Raw genomic sequence first — 16,180 nt, 5'->3', positions numbered from 1 at the left:
TGCGACTCTTTGCGGGGCCACAGCAATCATAGTACAAAACCAACTATTGGTATCATACACTTCTGAAGTAATTATAACAAGCAAATGGACAATTGGTAACCCTACTTATTCACCATCTTGCCATGGATATGACATATTCTGTACCCTTCTTGCTTATGAAGGAACTACAAACACTTGCAGTATTTTGTGGAAGCAGCACAGGAACAAACCCTAGCATGGCGGAAGGGGCAGAAGAATTGGGTGCCGCTATGGCAAAGAAACACCTCTCATTGGTGTATGGTGGGGGAAATCGTGGGCTGATGGGTATCGTTGCCCAAAGTCTGTATGATCGTGGAGGGAATGTCATTGGAGTCCTCCCTGAAGCACTGAACAGGAAAGACGTCCGGCTTCACACTGTTGAAAACGAGCTGATCATCGTCCCCACTATGCATGAGAGAAAAGCCAAGATGTATTCACTTGCAGATGCATTTATTGCACTTCCAGGAGGAATCGGCACGCTGGAGGAAATCCTGGAAATCTTTACCTGGTTGCAACTCGGGTACCACCAGAAGCCTGTGGCCATACTCAATCTTGCGGGATTCTATGACCAACTTTTGGATTTTCTCTCGTACAGCGTAACGCAAGGATTTCTTAAACAGAATCATCTGGATGCATTGATCGTCGAGCAAGATATTGATTTGCTGTTCGAAAAACTAGCCAGCTGGAATCCACAATTGAGTGATAAACTCTCACCCTGAATGGTAGTAAAACGCTACCAATCAAGCTATGCTACACACATGACCAAACGAAATTACCATCTACTTGAACTTTTCTATATTGTACTCGGATCCTTTCTTACGGCCGCTGGCGTTGCTCTTTTCTCTTCCCCTGCAAGAATTGCAAGCGGTGGAGTAAGCGGTATTGCAATCATCATCTATCACACCCTTCGATTCGATACCGGTCTCTCTATTTTGGTTCTCTCAGTTCCTCTTTTCTTGCTCGGAGTTGCCATTTTTGGCAGACAATATGGGATGAAATCACTGCTGGGAACCGTCCTCCTCTCACTCTTCACCTCACTGATCAATGCATGGGTTGGCTATGACGGACTGCTTGACTACTCGAAGGATCTCTCGGTCTTGCTCTCGGCTATCTCAGCCGGGGTGCTGATGGGTTTGGGGGTTGGAATGGTTCTGCGCAGTGGAGCAAACACCGGGGGGACAGACATCCTCGCCCAGATTGTTGCACGGTTCACCCCGCTCTCCATGGGTACCGCACTCTTCCTGGTTGATGCAATCATCATTGCTTCCAGTGCCTTCATTTTCTCACTCGAAATGGCATTGTATGCAACCATGACAGTCTATATCGTAGGAGTAACAGTCGACAAGGTGGTATTGTCATTTGGCACCAGATCGGCCAAGACAGTCTTCATCATCAGCGAAAAGCGACAGGTCATCCAAGAAGAGATTCTCAAGGAACTGGGGCATGGGGGAACCATCCTCAACGGACAAGGAATGTTCACAGGATTGGACCGACCGGTCATCATGACGGTTGTATCAAACAACAAGGTCGGCGAGCTTACCAATATAGTGCACCGAGCCGATAGTCATGCATTCATGGTTGTACAGGAAGCATACAAGGTCCTCGGTGAGGGTTTCACCCCCATCGAGGAAGCTGCTTGGGCGGGTTCATCAGACGTCACCCAAAAGAGAAGCCGCGTGAAACGTCCCTAGCCTAGAGTTTCCAGAGCTTGTCTGGGTAATAACCTGAAGATACCTTCTTGGCAAGCTCATTCTTCACAATATCCTTATCCTCACTGTACGTCATTCCGAACCAGCTCTCCTGGGTGGTATAGAAGCGCATCTTCCCTTCCCCGGTTGTTACAATATTGCTGGCACCATTCGGTAGATAACACTCAGTCTTTTCACTGGTGATATGATCCTTGATGAAGGCGTCCCAGTAGCTGTTGAAGCTTTCAAAAGCAGTGGGTGAAAATCCAAAGAAATTCATGGAAACCCACTCCTTACCAGTAAGCACGATGTCACCGGAACTCTGGTGGCTGACCACCTTATCCCCTTCATATCCAATCTTGGTATGCTCTTCCATGCTTACAAGATAGCCATCCTTAACATTGCAGATAGCACGGCTGACTGTTCCACTCTTACTCATCGTATGATCGAGGACATACCCAACCATTGCATGCTCTTTGCTTCCTGGTTCCAGGTTCGCAAGGTGCCCTGCCAGGATAGCAAAGGCCTCCCTGCCATAGTAGTCATCTGCATTGATGACAGCAAAGGGCTCCTTTACCGTATTCTCTGCACAGAGAACTGCATGGATCGTTCCCCAGGGTTTCTTTCTGTTTGCTGCAAGTCGTTTCTGCTCCTCAGTGAGGAGTGCATCCTGGCTCTGGAAAACATAGGTGGCATCCATATTGTTTGCAATCCGGTCGAACAAACGTTCCCGGAAATCCTTCTCAATATCCTTACGGATGATAAAGACAACTTTCTCAAAGCCACTACGATGGGCATCGTAGACACCATAATCCAACAACGTCTCTCCATGGTTTCCTACGCTGTCAATCTGCTTGATGCCGCCATAGCGGCTTCCCATACCAGCTGCCATTACCAAAAGTGTTGGTTTCATGCTTTCTCTCCTCAAATCCGTACTCAGATGGTTTCATTCTATCTTCTCTGCCAATTACAGTCAAATGGAAGGTACCAATAGCCCTGGCCCAAGGGGCGGGGTATCTCACCTCGCTTTCCCAGCACTCGCTCGGTAATGGAACCATGGCTTCCGCTACTCTCGCTTCGTTGGGGAATGAAGAAACTGTAGTAAAACAGGGAACCGTGGAGTATGCTGTGTGCATGAACAATCGAGAATGGTACACAGATGCAATGCGTTTCTGTCAGTTATCCGCTTCTTGTGCAACCTGTCCGTATCAGTTGCTGACAGGCGCTTTTACCACACCTGGCAGCGAAAGCAGACCATGTTTTTCCTCAAAAGAAGCCCTGCTTGCATTGGATGCTTGGCTATCTGAAGAATATGCATACAGCGATGATGGTGTGGATATGGAAAGCGATGACCACAAGTGGCTCCAAGACCTCCTAAGGCTCCAATTCCATGAGGAAGAGAGTGAAGAAGACGCGTTTTTCGACGATGATCTCTTCTAGATTACTTCAATACTCAGCTGAATAGCTGCTGAGTACCACCCAGTTGCGTAGAGGTCTGGATCGAAGTCAGGAATCTCAGCAAGAATATCCCCTGTCTCATAGAGGATTGCATCGTTGTTGCCGTAGACTCCTCGCACACCCAAATCCTTTTCCATTGCTTGCTGACCAGCAACACTGACCGCGCGTGAGATATTGCTTGATACACGTACCGTAAAAGGTATCTCTGACGCTTGCCCTTGGAGCAAGGGTTCCCCCTCATCCAAGGTGAATGCAAAATATTCCTGGTTCCCGTCTTCACCAGGGCGGATGGCCAAGCGAAATTTACTGATGGTGTTATTCGATACCAATGTATACGAACCAACCCTGATGATACTGTTCCTGCTGGCAGAAAGGTTGAAGTCCAAGGCTGCCTCATTCTGTTCAACGCGGAAAATCTCGGTAACCGGCATTCTGCCTTCCATCCTGACACTGGTAAACGGAAGCGAGGCTGCAGCAAGGACTGCCCCTTCCAAAAGAAGGAAGAACAGGATGGGAAGAATGAACTTTAGACGGCGTATCATCCGATTTTGTATCATCATACAGAAAGTGTAATAATGCAAGTAACCCATGTCAAGAGTAATGATAATCCTTTTTCTATTACCGTAATCATCTTTAAGAAAATGTTATATTATTCTTTTTAAATAAACAATTTATTAATATATTATCTCATGTCATACGATTTCCAAGACCTGCTATTGACACGTGCCTTTCCTCTGCCGTAGGATACGGGTGAATGGGCTCGTAGCTCAGCTGGATAGAGCGTCTCCCTCCGGAGGAGAAGGCCGTGCGTTCGAATCGCGCCGGGCTCATCATGAAAGGAAGTCATCAAGGCTTCCTTTCCTTATATTCGACCACCTGATGCAATCGGATATCCCTACTGCTTGAACCAATCCTGATCTCATAGGGACCGTCATCGCTGACGAACCTCCAGGTATCGATATCCCATCGGGAGAAATCTTCTGGAGAGACAGAAAACTCAATCGTTGCCGTCTCTCCAGCATTGAGATACACCTTCTTGAACCCTTTCAGTTCCTGCTTCACCCGATAGATTTTTGCATTCAAAGGATGTATATAAAGTTGCACAACCTCTGCACCAGAAACATCAGATATATTGGCAAGAGAGAAAGAAACTACGAAATTTCCTTCTCCCTGCTCCCCCACCATCATATCATCATAGGAGAAAGCAGCGTAACTCAACCCATGGCCGAAACAGTACAGGGGGGCAGGTCCCTCGCTGTCAAACTGGCGATACCCCACCATGAGATTCTCCGTATAATCCGATGGGCTTACCTGGCGGATATTGGGGTCTCCCTGTCCCTTGTGTATTCTCGCAAGAGAGAACGCAGCATAATCCTTGGGATAGCTACGCATTGAGCGGTAGTCCGAGAGCGAGGAAGCAATGGAAAAGGGAAGCTTGCCTGATGGAGCGACATTCCCAAAGAGAATATCGTACAAGGCATCCGCCGTTGATGAACCTAGATAGGAAGTCCAGAGAATTGCCGAAACCTTGTCGGCAAACGGGGTGAGATGGAGCGCTCCCCCACTCTGCACAACAACAATGGTTCTCTTATTCAGTTTCGTTGCATGCTCTATCGAACGGAGCGTTGCACGGTCCAGCTCCCAAGGGCGATCGTATGCCTCTGACTCTTCGATATGGTTGAAACCAACGACCAGGACGACCGCATCAGAGGATGCGACAATTCTCCGGTATGATGCACGGTGATACCAATGCCGCGGCAAGCTGGTCGCATTGTCTTCCATCAAGGAAGCAAATGTCTTTGGTGGCGTTACCCACTGGATCATGGAAGAGCCTCCTCCTTGAGCCACCCGGAAGGCGTTGTCACCCCCTATACAGAGCTTCAGGGAAGGACCAAGTGGAAGTGCGGCATCCTTGTTTTTCAGGAGTACCACACCCTCGCGTGCCACTTGCAACGCAGTCTCTCGATGTTTGTCATTTCCTACCTTGAGAGCATGATCGGCAAGAGGGCAGTCGAACAATCCTGCCTTCTCATACGCAGTGAAGAGATGAAGCACCTTCCTGTCGATTGCCTCCTCTGTGACCACTCCCCTGGAAATGGCATCCAGTACCTTCTCCCTCTTCAGGTATTTTCCTCCAGGCATTTCCAGGTCGACACCGGAAGAGAGTACACCATCGGTACTGTATAAGGAATTCCAGTCGCTGATGACTAGCCCATCGAACTGCCACTCTCCTCTCAGGACTCCCTCCAAGAGATAGGCGTGCTCACTTGCATAGATTCCATTGACCTGGTTATAGCTGGTCATCACACCGAGGGAGCCGGCATCCAATGCATATTTGAAAGCAGGAAGATAGAGCTCCCTGAGCGTTCTCTCATCAACCACAGAGTTGGATTTATGCCGGTCATACTCACTGTTGTTGCAGGCAAAATGCTTGACCGTTGTAATGACTGGATGGGTTTGCACTCCCCTGATATATGCCCCTGCCATCTTTCCGTCCAGCAGGGGGTCCTCTCCAAAATACTCAAAGTTCCTCCCACAGACTGGAACCCGTGCAAGGTTCACCCCGGGGCCAAGCAAGACACCGATGCCCAAGGCACGACATTCTGATCCAATACATTCCCCTACCTGGGTAAGCAGAGATTCGTTCCAAGATGCTGCCATGGCAATGGATGCAGGAAAATCGGTTACCGGGGCATTCCATCCCCTAAGCCCTAGTGTTGCATCACTGGTCCATACCGGTTTCAGGCCAACACGCTCAATGCCCGGGATACAGAACTCATCCTGCCCACTGAGCAAGGTAATTTTCTCGTCAAGGCTCAGGATGGCAAGCAATTGTTTGGCCTTCGAAGGTTCCTTACTTGGAGGAAGCTTGAGATTCATCGGTTCATAGTCCTGCTGGACATCCCGGCTTTTGAGCATCTGTTGCATACGTATCTGGACTACACGTTTTCCCAGTTTCGAGAACCATCGGCTATACACGGGTCACCTCCAAAGGCAAGTATACCATGCACACTTGCCTTCGGATGGAAAAACTCGGTACTGTAGGTGCATGAGCATACGCGTACTCTTTTTAGGTGAGATAGTAGGAAGACCAGGGATTCAATGTGTCAAGGAAGCTTTGCGACCGCTAAGGTCAGAGAAGTCCATCGATTTGGTGATCGCCAACGCAGAGGGGGCAACCGGAGGTTTCGGTATTGGGCGAGCCCACAGCATGCAGTTGCTGAAGCTGGGCATCGATGTGATCACCGGTGGAGAGAAAATCTACTACAAGAAGGACATGGTGGAGTTCATTGCAAAGAATCCCAGCATCCTCAGGCCCGCAAACTATCCACAGCAAAACCCTGGGAGAGGTGTCCGCTTTCTTACAGTGAATGAACAGAAGGTATGCGTGATAAATATCCTTGGCAATGCAGACTTTCCCCGCACCCACCTCTCCAATGCCTTCAGCCTTGCCCAGCTCCTGGTGGACAAGGCTCAGGAAGAGGGGGCCATTCCCTTGGTACAGTTCCATGCATCCCCAACAGCAGAGAAACTCTCCCTGGGATTTATGCTGGATGGAAAGGCGGCTGCGGTCATAGGGACCCATACCAAGGTACTCAGCGCCGATGGGCGTATTCTAGGGGGTGGCACAGCCTATATCACCGACAATGGGAGATGTGGAAGCCAAACAAGCGTGGGAGGCTTCGATCCTGCCACGGAAATTGAAAAACAAATAGCACAGATACCGGTTCGCAGCCAAGAGTGCTGGGATGACCTAGCCCTGGTCGGGGTGATGGTGGATATCTCAGACGAGAAGAAGGCAACCTCCTTCGAGGTTATCCGCGTTCCGGTGGAACATGAAAGGATATAACTATGTATGAGATCGTTACCGTAACAAGAAACATCTCTCCTGATAAGGTCGAGGTTGTCTGCACCAGTTCAGCATGCAGCGGATGCAAGGGGTCTGCATTCTGTAATACCAAGGGGAAGAAGTTTGAAGCCTGGAATGAAAACAAGCTTCCCATCGACGAAGGACAGGAGGTTGAAATCTACCTCAAGCCATCAAGGACGATTGCCGGAACCTTGATCACGCTCATAGCCCCCTTACTGCTTTTTCCGGTTGGATATTTCCTTGCCGTTGCCGCAGGGCTGGGGGTTGGGGCATCCTTTCTCATTGCCTTGGGTAGCATCGCCCTTGGATTCGTGGGAGTCTGGCTCTATTTCAAGAAACAAGCGAACCACTACCTTCCTGTCGTAGCTTCAGTCCTCTCAGAAGAGAGGGAAGAATGAGATTGCTCAAAAGCGCTACGACGGTTATACTCAATACATGAGAAAAAGGCTTCTTGGCATGGTTCTTGCATCGTTTCTGTTCCTCTCCTGCTCCCTTTCACCCGAGCAGGAGGGAATGGTACGCTCTTTTACCTTGCCGGATCTCACCTTGAGAAACGCCACCTATGTATTGGCCCGTGGCAATGAACCACCGATTAAGGTCATCGCAGATGAGATCGACCTCTATGACCAGACGCATAAAGCCATTATTCGGGGTTTACACTTCTCCCAGGAGGATGAGGAAGGGAATCTGATCATCAGCGGGCATGCCGATTATGCAGAAGTAGACACCGAATATTACGATGCAGAAATTTCCGGATCTGTTTCTCTGGAAAAATATCCGGAGCACCTGCTCATTGAAGCAGAAGCCTTGAGCTGGATCGGGGACGATGAAATACTCCTCAGCAAGGGAGATACTCCTGTCACCCTGCTCTATGAGGGTGACAAGAAGGTACAGGGAACGGGAATGACTGCCACATTGGCAAGCTTCAGCGTTACCTTCAATGCAGTGCTGGAGGGAGTGATATCCCAATGAAACGAGCAATAATCATTCTCGCACTGCTGGTGTTTCCTCTCGTCTCCCTCCTTGCTGAGCCAATATCCTTCTCCGGGGGCTCAACCAGCATGCATATGCAACAGGGATTCGAGACCATCACACTCTCACAAGGGGCTACCATTACCAGCGGTTCGCTTCGTCTTGAAGCCGATACCATCGTCCTGACAGGGGAGTCATTCCGTTATGCCACCTGTAGTGGATCTGTTTCTCTCAATGACGAGGAGCGGGGAATATCCTTGCACAGCAAGAACCTTTACTATGACCGCCAAGAGGAATTGATCATCATTGATGGATACCTCGAACTGGACGACCAGATCAATGAGGTGATTGCCTCTGCATTCCACCTGGAGTTCGCCCTTGATGATGGAGTTGTCCTCTTGCAGGTCCAGGTCCAACTCTTCAAACACACAGACCGTGGTGCAATGGCTTGTAAAGCTGATTCCTTACGATTCAATCGGGATTCACAAATACTCGACCTTGAGGGGAATGCCACCATCGATTGGGACAAGGACCTCTATCAAGCACAGAAAATCACCGTCGATCTTACCACCGAAGCCATCACGATGGAAGGAGCAATCAAGGGGGTTGTCAATGGATAAGTTTACCAGCCTCCTTGAAGTACGGAACCTGGCAAAATCCTATGGAAAGAAAGAAGTTGTAAAGGATGTCTCCTTCTCCATGCACTCAGGGCAGATCATTGGGTTGCTCGGTCCCAATGGAGCAGGAAAAACCACTACTTTCTATATGATTGTAGGGTTTCTCAAGGCTCGCAAGGGAACCATTCTGCTCAATGGTGAGGATATAACAGAACTTCCCATGTACATACGCAGCAAGAAGGGACTGGCCTACCTGCCCCAGGAACCATCAATTTTCCGCAAACTCAGTGTGGAGGATAATATCCGTTTGGTCGCCCAAACAAGAAGAGACCTCAGCCACAGTGAACAGGAAGAGAAGGTTGAGCAGTTGCTCCATGAGTTCGGGATTGAAGAGATTCGCTCTCAGAAGGGATATACCTTGAGTGGCGGGGAGCGCAGACGTACCGAGATTGCACGTTCCTTGGCAAGCAATCCACAGTTCCTCCTGCTCGATGAGCCTTTTGCGGGCATCGACCCGAAGGCGGTCTTTGAGATCAAGCAGTTGATCAAGGCACTCGCAGCGAAGGGTATCGGTATCCTGCTTACCGACCACAATGTACGGGACACACTCTCCATCACTTCCTGCTCACATATCATCAATGCAGGGACCATCCTGGTTTCAGGAGGAAAGCAGGAGTTGCTTTCCAACCAGATTGCCAGGGATATTTATTTCGGACAAGATTTCGGGGAGGACACCTAATGGATTTTTCAGCACAGCTTTCACTCTCCCAAAAACAGCAACTCAAGCTTAGCCCCCAAATGCTTCAGTCCTTTGAGTTGATGACACTCCCGCTCACTGAGCTGCAACAACGAGTCAAGAATGAAATTGAATCCAATCCTGCTCTGGAAATACCCTCTTCCTGGGAAGTTTCCTATGAGCGGTTTGCCCAGCAAAAACAACAGAAAGAGTCCAGTGGGGTTGATGACAGTTACTCCGACTCTTCTTCCTACGGCAGCGATCGACCCGGTTATGACAATGAAGCAAGCGACCGAAGGCAGAAGTTCATGGAAAATGCTTTCTCCTCAGAAGAAACACTCCAGGAGCATTTGCTCAGCCAACTGGGATGTGAACCCCTGAATGAGGAAGAGTACGTCGTTGGAGAACTCCTGATAACAAACCTGGATGCAAATGGATTTTTCACTGAAGAACCTGATGTCTTGGTCCCTGTACATTTCCAGGAACACCTTCCCAAGCTTCTGACTATCATCCGCCAGTTCGACCCAACAGGCGTGGGTGCAAAGGATTGGCGAGAGTCTCTTATTCTCCAGGCGGAGGCTAAAGGGATGAGGGGGGAAGAGCTTGCACGATTTTCTGAATTGGTCAGGGATAATCTGGAACTGATGCGGGCAAACAAACAAGCCCAAGTTGCTAAGAACCTTGGCTTAAGCACGGAGGAGTTGGAAGACCTCTGGAATTTCCTGAAAACATTAACCCCTTTCCCGGGACAGGGGTTCTCCAGCGGGCCTGAGCAGTATGTCATCCCTGATGTTTCAATCAAGCAGGAAGAAGGCGAGCTTGTACTCAGGATGAATGATTCATCATTGCCTGATCTCCGGATCAATGCAGAATTTGAGCAACTAGCCCAAGAAGTAGGGGCAGCAGACGAGGCGAAAAAAGCACAACAGTATATCAACCAGCAGATCAAGAGTGCCAATGAACTGATTTTCCAGATACAGGTACGCAACCAGACGCTCTACAAGGTTGCCCAGGTGCTCCTTCGGGAACAGCGGGATTTCTTTCTCCTCGGCCCACAATATCTGAAACCACTCACCCAGAAGTCTGTAGCCCAGGAGATTGGGGTACATGAGACAACAGTAAGCAGGATATCCACCGCAAAGTGGATCGATACTGATTGGGGTATAATTCCCATAAAGAAATTGTTCAGCAGCTCAGTCGGTGCAGACGGCGCGGAGCATTCCAAGCAGGCGGTTAAGGAGATCATCAGGCAAATACTGGAGGCACATGAGGGCAAGAAAGCGCTCAGCGACCAGAAAATCTCAGACCTGCTCAAGGAACGGGGAATATCTGTTGCTCGAAGAACCGTTGCAAAATACCGAAACGAGCTCAATATCGATCCATCATTTATCAGGGGAAATGACTGACAGCAACCTCCAAGTGTAATGAATGGGGCGCCGAAGCGCCCCATCTCATATTCCCAATAGATTAATACATGTTACTTATGGTCTGTAATCTTACCTTTCTCCTTTCTTGCTACTGCCTCGATCTTGTCGGTTATCAGCTCGATACCTTCATAGAGTTCGTAGCAGTCATACGTGACCATCTTGACGGTACCCCAAGAAAAGTGAAGTTTTGCATCCAAATGATACCCCTGCCCTACCGGTTCACGGGTAATGGCAATATCCAGGTCATGGATATACCCCTCTGCAAACTGCAGCTTCTGGAGTTTCTTCTCCAAAAATTCACGCGTTGCGTCACTTGGGTTATAACGGATGCCTCTGACTGTCAAATTCATAAGCCCTCCTTTGACTATGGTCATACACTAAGGATAAGACTTGGAAAGTCAATCGTCAATGGACATTTGGCCCTGAGAATAGGCCTCCTGCCATAATTCCTGCACTATATTCCACTGGCATAAGCGTTTATTTTCATCTTTGCACATCTTCATAAAAACCTATTCTCCCGTTTTCCCCCTTGCGAAATCCTATCAACAATTGTATAGTAAAACAGTATATAGAGAGGAGTTGAGCATGCCTGATTTCACTGTCTTGGATTTGTTGGACCTGGACCTGAAGGAACACAATCACTTACGTCTTAGCTGCATAGCTGGACGCTCGGGGCTCTCCAAGCGAATTACCACCAGCAAAATCAGTAGGCCGGGGCTTCCTCTCAGCGGATTTTTCGAGGAATTCAGCAATAATTCCATTCAGGTCTTTGGAAAGGGTGAGCGAGCCTATCTGGACAAGTTGGAGGGTGAGCAAAATACCGATAGCATCAACAAACTCTTCAGCTATGACATTCCCTGCTGTGTATTTTGTGACAATAGTGATCCAAGCCCTCGGCTCATTGAACTAGCGGAGGAGACAGGTACTGTGATTCTCAAGACAGATCTCCTTTCGAGTGATTTTTCCAGGCGTTTGTACCAGACGCTTGACGAGGTATTTGCCCCTACCCAAACCATTCACGGTGTTCTTGTTGAGGTGTATGGTATCGGGGTACTGATCACGGGAGAAAGCGGAGTTGGAAAGAGTGAAACAGCTCTGGAGTTGATCGAGCGAGGGCACCGATTGATCAGTGACGATACGGTCAAGCTGAGAAATATCAGTGACAATTATCTCATCGGGATGGGAGAGAATCCCCTCCTCGCCCACCACATGGAGCTGAGAGGATTGGGTATCATCAATCTTGCCAACCTCTACGGGGTTGGCGCAATCAGGGACAGAAAGCAGGTGCAACTTGCTGTCCATCTCGAACCATGGGATGCACAAAAGAACTATGACCGGGTTGGGGAAGCAATACTGGAAGATATCTACCTGGGTATTGCCATTCCCAAGGTCATCATTCCTGTAAAACCTGGCCGAAACATACCGGTGATCATCGAGACTGCTGCCAGGAATGAGCGTCTGAAAAAACTCGGGTACTATTCAGCCAAGGAGTTCGACCAGAGTGTTCTCAAGTGGCTGGAGAGTGAGTCAGCACGGAAAATGTACTATATCAATGAGGAGACGCTGTGATGGTAACCAGAGAATTGAAGGTCCATAACCGAGCCGGCATTCATGCACGGCCAGCTGCATCGATCGTCAAGCTGGCCAATCAATACAAGAGTGATCTGTACCTGGAAAAGGATACAATGAAGATAAATGGGAAATCCATCATGGGGATCATCACACTGGGAGCAACACACCAGAGCTCCATCTTGATGACGTGTGATGGACCGGATGAACAACAAATGGCGGATGCAATTGAGCATCTGTTTGAAAACAGGTTTGAGGAGTAGCAGATGCGCGAACTTACCGATCGACAAAAGGCCATTGCAACCTTCATCAGTTCGTACATCAAGGAGAACAACTACGCTCCTTCCGTACGGGATATTGCTGATCACTTCCAGTTCTCAGTAAAGGCAGCCCATGACCATCTGAAAGCACTTGAGGCCAAGCAGGTGATAAAAACCACCGGAGGAGTCTCCCGGTCCATTGAAGTAATCGGTGAAGAGTTCTTCCCTCGTGACGAACTGATCCAGGTACCGGTCATTGGTTCCATTGCCGCAGGAGCCCCCTTGATGAGCGAAGAGAACACTGATTTTATTCTCAACATCCCTGCAACCATGTTGAGAACGACACGAAACACCTATTTTGCCCTGAAAATCAGGGGAGAGAGTATGATCGAGGATGGCATATACGATGGGGATATTGCCATCATCCGTAAATGTGATGTAGCTGAACGTGGGGACATAGTAGCTGCATCCGTGGGGGATGATGAACCGGGAATTACGCTCAAAGGGTACTATCCTGGCAAGGAAAGTGTAGAACTTCGTCCAGCCAATGCATCCATGGGCCCAATCATCACACGTTCTTGCAAGATTCACGGCAAGTTGCACCTTCTGATCCGGAACTATCGATGAGTGAACGAGCATATCTTCTACTCGGTCCCGAAACAGGGGCCAAGGAACAGGTTCTGAAAGATATCCGGGACAAGCTTAAAGAGGCTCATGGGGGGGAGATAGAGCTCAGCAGATTCTACCCTTTCGAAACCGAAAACGGGGAAATTCTCACTGCGCTGAACAACAACAGCCTGTTCAGTGAGCATCGTATGGTTATCTTGAGCCAAGCTGAGCAGCTTGGATCGGCCATGGTTGATTCCATTGCAAATTATCTTGCCCATCCTGTGGAAACAGCGACACTGATCATCATTTCCAGCGATCTCTATCTCTCACAGAAAATCATGAAGGCAATTCCCAAGAGAAACATACAAACGTTCTATGATCTGCTGGAAAACCAGAAGACTGATTGGATCAGGAATTTCTTCAGGAAGAGGGGGATCTCCATCACGGCCGATGGGATAGATCTCCTCATCGACCTCACTGAGGACAATACCCAGGAATTGCGCCTTATCTGCAACCAGCTGGCCATATTCTGGCAGATCGATAAACGCAGTCGCCCCATTGAGGAAGAAGATGTCGAGACCTATATCTATCATAGCAGACAGGAAGATGCATTCACCCTATTCCCCTTGATCGCCAGGGGCGACCTGAAACAGAGCATGCAATCACTGCACAGTATTCTTGGTAGTGGGGACAGCCAAAGCTCCATCCTCTTGGTGAATGGCTTGCTCTGGCAGTTCAGGAGACTCTGCTCACTCCAGGAGTTCATCTTCCAGGGCGGCAATGAGAGTGAGGCGTATATGCAAGCACATGTACAGGAAAAGAGTAGCCCGATCAAGAAACCCAAGGACAAAACCACATACAGGAATGCCTTGCAACGATTCGACCTCGCGTCCATCAGGAGGATAATCATTGCGCTGGGAGAAGCTGACCTTGAAATCAAGGAATCCGGCAGCGAGCTCACAGATCTGGTGTTGGAACGGTTGCTCTACCGGATCATCAAATGTCAGGGGAAACCCCTCAACAAGGCCAGCTTTGCCTCTCTGATCTAGAGAGAGAGCTGGCTCAGTATCCGCTTCGCAACAGCAAGGGAAATTCCTCCTTCCTTGCTCAGTTCCTCAGCTGACTTTGCCAGCATTGCTTCCAGACTTCCGTACTGTTTCATCAAACGCTCACTTCGCTTCCTTCCGATTCCCTCCACGGACTCCAGAACACGGAAGGAGGCTTCACGACTCCTTGCTGCTTGGTTTGCACTGGTGGCAAACCGGTGGCATTCATCCCTTACAGCGATTACCAACCGTAACGCCTCATTGTCCTCTGGGAGTTGAAGGTCCTCTCTCTCATCATCAAATACAATTGTCTCAAATTGTTCGGCCAGCCCGATGATGGGGATATCCACCATCCCCAGCGCATCGAGAATCTCCCGGGCAGCATTCACCTGGCCCTGACCACCATCAATGATCAGGAGTCCTGGACGTTCCAGATTCTCATTCAGGATCTTTGTGTACCGTCTGGCCACTGCCTCGCGTATGGATTCATAGTCATCAATCCTTCCCTCAAGGCTTTTAATGTTGTACCTGCGGTAGTTCGGCTTGTCTGGATTGCCGTCGCGGAAAGATATCAGGGATGCAACGGTGTACTTGCCATGCAACTGGGCAATATCGAACCCCTCGATCAGGGTTGGCGGGGCAGCAAGACCCAAGATATCGGCAAGTTCCTGCAGTGCCCTGGTGTTGTCCTTGCTCTTCAACCGCTTGTCCACATCACGGCTTGCATTTTCCCGCGCCATACGGAGTATCCTGTAGTGTTTCCCGTCAATGGGGAGGTTTACTTCCAGCCTTCCTCCCAGTTGCTCTGTGAAGTAACGCCTGATCAGATGCACATCGATCTCATGGGAGACATACAGGAACTGGGGAAGTTTCTGCCCATCTGCATAGTACTGTATCAGGAAATTCAAGAGAGTGTCTGTCTCCTCTCCAAGTGTCTCTGCACGATACAATGCACGACCGATCAACTGACCATCGCGCATTTGCATCAAGCTGATGGTGCACAAGGGGCCTCGCATCTCGATGGCTGCGTAATCCCTGCTCTCACTTGCGAAGTCCTGTACTTGTTGTCCTATCTGGATGGTCTTGATGGCAGCTATCTGGTCCCGTTTGGTTGCTGCTTCCTCAAAATTCAACGCCTTGGAGGCCTGAATCATCTCCTCCTGCAATCTTGCCAGGAGTGCATCGGTCCTCCCCTCCAGGAGATTCCTTACGGCAGTGACGGATTTCCCATACTCCTTCTCACTGACCAGCCCGGCGCAAGGACCCAGGCAAAGTCCAATGTGGTAGTACAAGCAAGGTCTCTCCCGCTTTCTCAATGGTGTGGAACATCTTCTCAGAGGAAACAGCTTTGCAATCAGATCAAGGTAGAGGTCAAGTTTTCCTGCATCAGGATAGGGTCCATAATAGGAGGAGCCATCATCAATGAGCCGCCTGGTCTTGAAGACCTTGGGGAACTTCTCGTTGGTAATTCGAATCATTGGATAGCTCTTGCCATCCTTGAGGGAGATATTGTAGTGGGGGGAGTACTTCTTGATGAGATTATTCTCAAGTACCAATGCCTCATACTCGTTACCGGTTATGATGTACTCGATGGAAGCAATCTTCCTTACGAGCGCTGCCGTCTTGGCACTCCTGTTTGCAAGGAAGTAGCTGGTTACCCTTTTGCGAAGATCCTTTGCCTTTCCGACATAGATGATGGACCCTTTCTCGTCACGCATCAAATAGACACCGCTATTATGGGGTAATTCACGTGCCTGCTTCTGGGGACTGTCCTGTTCTGCTGCTACGCTTCCAAGACTTTCCACCTCACTTGCCGGGGTATACTGCAATGCTTCCTCTTTCTTCTTCATCCTCCTTTGAGCATAGCCAGACAGTCTTGTTTTGGCAATGCTCAATCGATACAATACGG

Annotated in this window: 18 protein-coding genes and 1 tRNA gene; 14 read left to right on the top strand and 5 right to left on the bottom strand. The window is 49.2% G+C overall.

Features of this window, described 5'->3' with window-relative positions:
• Positions 1-155 precede the first annotated feature (155 nt).
• Both AB7S66_RS00505 and AB7S66_RS00500 read left to right on the top strand, forming a co-directional pair.
• A complete protein-coding gene (locus tag AB7S66_RS00505; protein WP_428517423.1) occupies positions 156-737 on the top strand; it encodes a TIGR00730 family Rossman fold protein in 582 nt (193 codons plus the stop codon).
• Between the two features lie 39 nt (positions 738-776).
• Positions 777-1,709 (top strand): YitT family protein, encoded by a 933-nt coding sequence (locus AB7S66_RS00500; RefSeq protein WP_428517422.1) that lies wholly within the window; start codon positions 777-779, stop codon positions 1,707-1,709.
• A 1-nt stretch (position 1,710) separates the two neighbouring features.
• Here AB7S66_RS00500 and AB7S66_RS00495 read toward each other — a convergent pair whose 3' ends face one another.
• Positions 1,711-2,619: a nucleotidyltransferase family protein gene (locus AB7S66_RS00495; RefSeq protein ID WP_428517421.1), complete on the bottom strand. Its 909-nt coding sequence runs from the start codon at positions 2,617-2,619 to the stop codon at positions 1,711-1,713.
• Positions 2,620-2,840: 221 nt separating this feature from the next.
• On the opposite strand from AB7S66_RS00495, the gene AB7S66_RS00490 reads away from it, so the two are divergent.
• Positions 2,841-3,146 (top strand): hypothetical protein, encoded by a 306-nt coding sequence (locus AB7S66_RS00490; protein ID WP_428517420.1) that lies wholly within the window; start codon positions 2,841-2,843, stop codon positions 3,144-3,146.
• On the opposite strand, the gene AB7S66_RS00485 is transcribed toward AB7S66_RS00490, so the two are convergent.
• Positions 3,143-3,724, bottom strand: a complete 582-nt coding sequence (locus AB7S66_RS00485) for a hypothetical protein (protein WP_428517419.1) — start codon at positions 3,722-3,724, stop codon at positions 3,143-3,145. The two genes, AB7S66_RS00490 and AB7S66_RS00485, sit on opposite strands and share 4 nt — an antisense overlap.
• A 196-nt stretch (positions 3,725-3,920) precedes the next feature.
• On the opposite strand from AB7S66_RS00485, the gene AB7S66_RS00480 reads away from it, so the two are divergent.
• Positions 3,921-3,994, top strand: a tRNA-Arg gene (locus AB7S66_RS00480).
• Positions 3,995-4,010: 16 nt separating this feature from the next.
• On the opposite strand, the gene AB7S66_RS00475 is transcribed toward AB7S66_RS00480, so the two are convergent.
• Positions 4,011-6,143 carry a beta-glucosidase family protein gene (locus AB7S66_RS00475; protein ID WP_428517418.1) on the bottom strand — a complete coding sequence of 711 codons (2,133 nt, stop codon included), beginning with the start codon at positions 6,141-6,143 and terminating at the stop codon, positions 4,011-4,013.
• Between the two features lie 70 nt (positions 6,144-6,213).
• On the opposite strand from AB7S66_RS00475, the gene AB7S66_RS00470 reads away from it, so the two are divergent.
• Genes AB7S66_RS00470 through rpoN form a run of 6 tightly spaced genes read left to right on the top strand, consistent with a single transcriptional unit; the run spans position 6,214 to position 10,766 of the window.
• On the top strand, positions 6,214-7,014 hold the full coding sequence (locus AB7S66_RS00470; RefSeq protein WP_428517417.1) for a TIGR00282 family metallophosphoesterase: 801 nt from the start codon (positions 6,214-6,216) through the stop codon (positions 7,012-7,014).
• Positions 7,015-7,016: 2 nt separating this feature from the next.
• The gene (locus AB7S66_RS00465; protein ID WP_428517416.1) at positions 7,017-7,433 is read left to right on the top strand and encodes a SoxR reducing system RseC family protein; all 417 of its coding nucleotides are present in this window, start codon (positions 7,017-7,019) and stop codon (positions 7,431-7,433) included.
• A 37-nt stretch (positions 7,434-7,470) separates the two neighbouring features.
• Entirely contained in the window at positions 7,471-8,007 is a 537-nt protein-coding gene (locus tag AB7S66_RS00460; protein ID WP_428517415.1) for a hypothetical protein, read from the top strand.
• The gene (locus AB7S66_RS00455) at positions 8,004-8,627 is read left to right on the top strand and encodes a hypothetical protein (protein ID WP_428517414.1); all 624 of its coding nucleotides are present in this window, start codon (positions 8,004-8,006) and stop codon (positions 8,625-8,627) included. Before AB7S66_RS00460 ends, AB7S66_RS00455 begins: the two co-directional genes overlap by 4 nt.
• Positions 8,620-9,363: an LPS export ABC transporter ATP-binding protein gene (gene lptB, locus AB7S66_RS00450; protein WP_428517413.1), complete on the top strand. Its 744-nt coding sequence runs from the start codon at positions 8,620-8,622 to the stop codon at positions 9,361-9,363. The genes AB7S66_RS00455 and lptB overlap by 8 nt, the downstream gene beginning before the upstream one ends.
• Complete coding sequence (gene rpoN, locus AB7S66_RS00445; protein ID WP_428517412.1) at positions 9,363-10,766, top strand: RNA polymerase factor sigma-54; 1,404 nt, start codon at positions 9,363-9,365, stop codon at positions 10,764-10,766. The genes lptB and rpoN overlap by 1 nt, the downstream gene beginning before the upstream one ends.
• Before the next feature lie 71 nt (positions 10,767-10,837).
• Here rpoN and AB7S66_RS00440 read toward each other — a convergent pair whose 3' ends face one another.
• Entirely contained in the window at positions 10,838-11,137 is a 300-nt protein-coding gene (locus tag AB7S66_RS00440; RefSeq protein WP_428517411.1) for an HPF/RaiA family ribosome-associated protein, read from the bottom strand.
• A 235-nt stretch (positions 11,138-11,372) separates the two neighbouring features.
• Between AB7S66_RS00440 and hprK the strand changes: the two genes are divergently transcribed.
• The 4 genes from hprK to holA are packed head-to-tail and all read left to right on the top strand — an operon-like array spanning position 11,373 to position 14,274.
• The gene (gene hprK, locus AB7S66_RS00435) at positions 11,373-12,356 is read left to right on the top strand and encodes an HPr(Ser) kinase/phosphatase (RefSeq protein ID WP_428517410.1); all 984 of its coding nucleotides are present in this window, start codon (positions 11,373-11,375) and stop codon (positions 12,354-12,356) included.
• Positions 12,356-12,619, top strand: a complete 264-nt coding sequence (locus AB7S66_RS00430) for an HPr family phosphocarrier protein (protein WP_428517409.1) — start codon at positions 12,356-12,358, stop codon at positions 12,617-12,619. The genes hprK and AB7S66_RS00430 overlap by 1 nt, the downstream gene beginning before the upstream one ends.
• A gap of 3 nt (positions 12,620-12,622) precedes the next feature.
• Positions 12,623-13,243: a transcriptional repressor LexA gene (gene lexA / locus AB7S66_RS00425; protein ID WP_428517408.1), complete on the top strand. Its 621-nt coding sequence runs from the start codon at positions 12,623-12,625 to the stop codon at positions 13,241-13,243.
• Positions 13,240-14,274 (top strand): DNA polymerase III subunit delta, encoded by a 1,035-nt coding sequence (gene holA, locus AB7S66_RS00420; RefSeq protein ID WP_428517407.1) that lies wholly within the window; start codon positions 13,240-13,242, stop codon positions 14,272-14,274. The genes lexA and holA overlap by 4 nt, the downstream gene beginning before the upstream one ends.
• Here the strand turns inward: holA and uvrC are convergent.
• Positions 14,271-16,121, bottom strand: a complete 1,851-nt coding sequence (gene uvrC, locus AB7S66_RS00415) for an excinuclease ABC subunit UvrC (protein ID WP_428517406.1) — start codon at positions 16,119-16,121, stop codon at positions 14,271-14,273. The two genes, holA and uvrC, sit on opposite strands and share 4 nt — an antisense overlap.
• Positions 16,122-16,180: the final 59 nt, after the last annotated feature.

The sequence above is a fragment of the Sphaerochaeta sp. genome (genome assembly GCF_050178175.1).
Taxonomy (GTDB): domain Bacteria; phylum Spirochaetota; class Spirochaetia; order Sphaerochaetales; family Sphaerochaetaceae; genus Sphaerochaeta.
The sequence above is the reverse complement of the archived record's forward strand: the minus strand, read 5'-3'. Positions and strand labels throughout refer to the sequence as shown.

Bases quoted from the DNA above. Each gene is read 5' to 3' on its own strand.
- AB7S66_RS00505 (WP_428517423.1), top strand. From the start codon at position 156: ATGAAGGAACTACAAACACTTGCAGTATTTTGTGGAAGCAGCACAGGA.
- AB7S66_RS00500 (WP_428517422.1), top strand. From the start codon at position 777: ATGACCAAACGAAATTACCATCTACTTGAACTTTTCTATATTGTACTC.
- AB7S66_RS00495 (WP_428517421.1), bottom strand. From the start codon at position 2,619: ATGAAACCAACACTTTTGGTAATGGCAGCTGGTATGGGAAGCCGCTAT.
- AB7S66_RS00490 (WP_428517420.1), top strand. From the start codon at position 2,841: ATGAACAATCGAGAATGGTACACAGATGCAATGCGTTTCTGTCAGTTA.
- AB7S66_RS00485 (WP_428517419.1), bottom strand. From the start codon at position 3,724: ATGATGATACAAAATCGGATGATACGCCGTCTAAAGTTCATTCTTCCC.
- AB7S66_RS00470 (WP_428517417.1), top strand. From the start codon at position 6,214: ATGAGCATACGCGTACTCTTTTTAGGTGAGATAGTAGGAAGACCAGGG.
- AB7S66_RS00465 (WP_428517416.1), top strand. From the start codon at position 7,017: ATGTATGAGATCGTTACCGTAACAAGAAACATCTCTCCTGATAAGGTC.
- AB7S66_RS00460 (WP_428517415.1), top strand. From the start codon at position 7,471: ATGAGAAAAAGGCTTCTTGGCATGGTTCTTGCATCGTTTCTGTTCCTC.
- AB7S66_RS00455 (WP_428517414.1), top strand. From the start codon at position 8,004: ATGAAACGAGCAATAATCATTCTCGCACTGCTGGTGTTTCCTCTCGTC.
- lptB (WP_428517413.1), top strand. From the start codon at position 8,620: ATGGATAAGTTTACCAGCCTCCTTGAAGTACGGAACCTGGCAAAATCC.
- rpoN (WP_428517412.1), top strand. From the start codon at position 9,363: ATGGATTTTTCAGCACAGCTTTCACTCTCCCAAAAACAGCAACTCAAG.
- AB7S66_RS00440 (WP_428517411.1), bottom strand. From the start codon at position 11,137: ATGAATTTGACAGTCAGAGGCATCCGTTATAACCCAAGTGACGCAACG.
- hprK (WP_428517410.1), top strand. From the start codon at position 11,373: ATGCCTGATTTCACTGTCTTGGATTTGTTGGACCTGGACCTGAAGGAA.
- AB7S66_RS00430 (WP_428517409.1), top strand. From the start codon at position 12,356: ATGGTAACCAGAGAATTGAAGGTCCATAACCGAGCCGGCATTCATGCA.
- lexA (WP_428517408.1), top strand. From the start codon at position 12,623: ATGCGCGAACTTACCGATCGACAAAAGGCCATTGCAACCTTCATCAGT.
- holA (WP_428517407.1), top strand. From the start codon at position 13,240: ATGAGTGAACGAGCATATCTTCTACTCGGTCCCGAAACAGGGGCCAAG.
- uvrC (WP_428517406.1), bottom strand. From the start codon at position 16,121: ATGAAGAAGAAAGAGGAAGCATTGCAGTATACCCCGGCAAGTGAGGTG.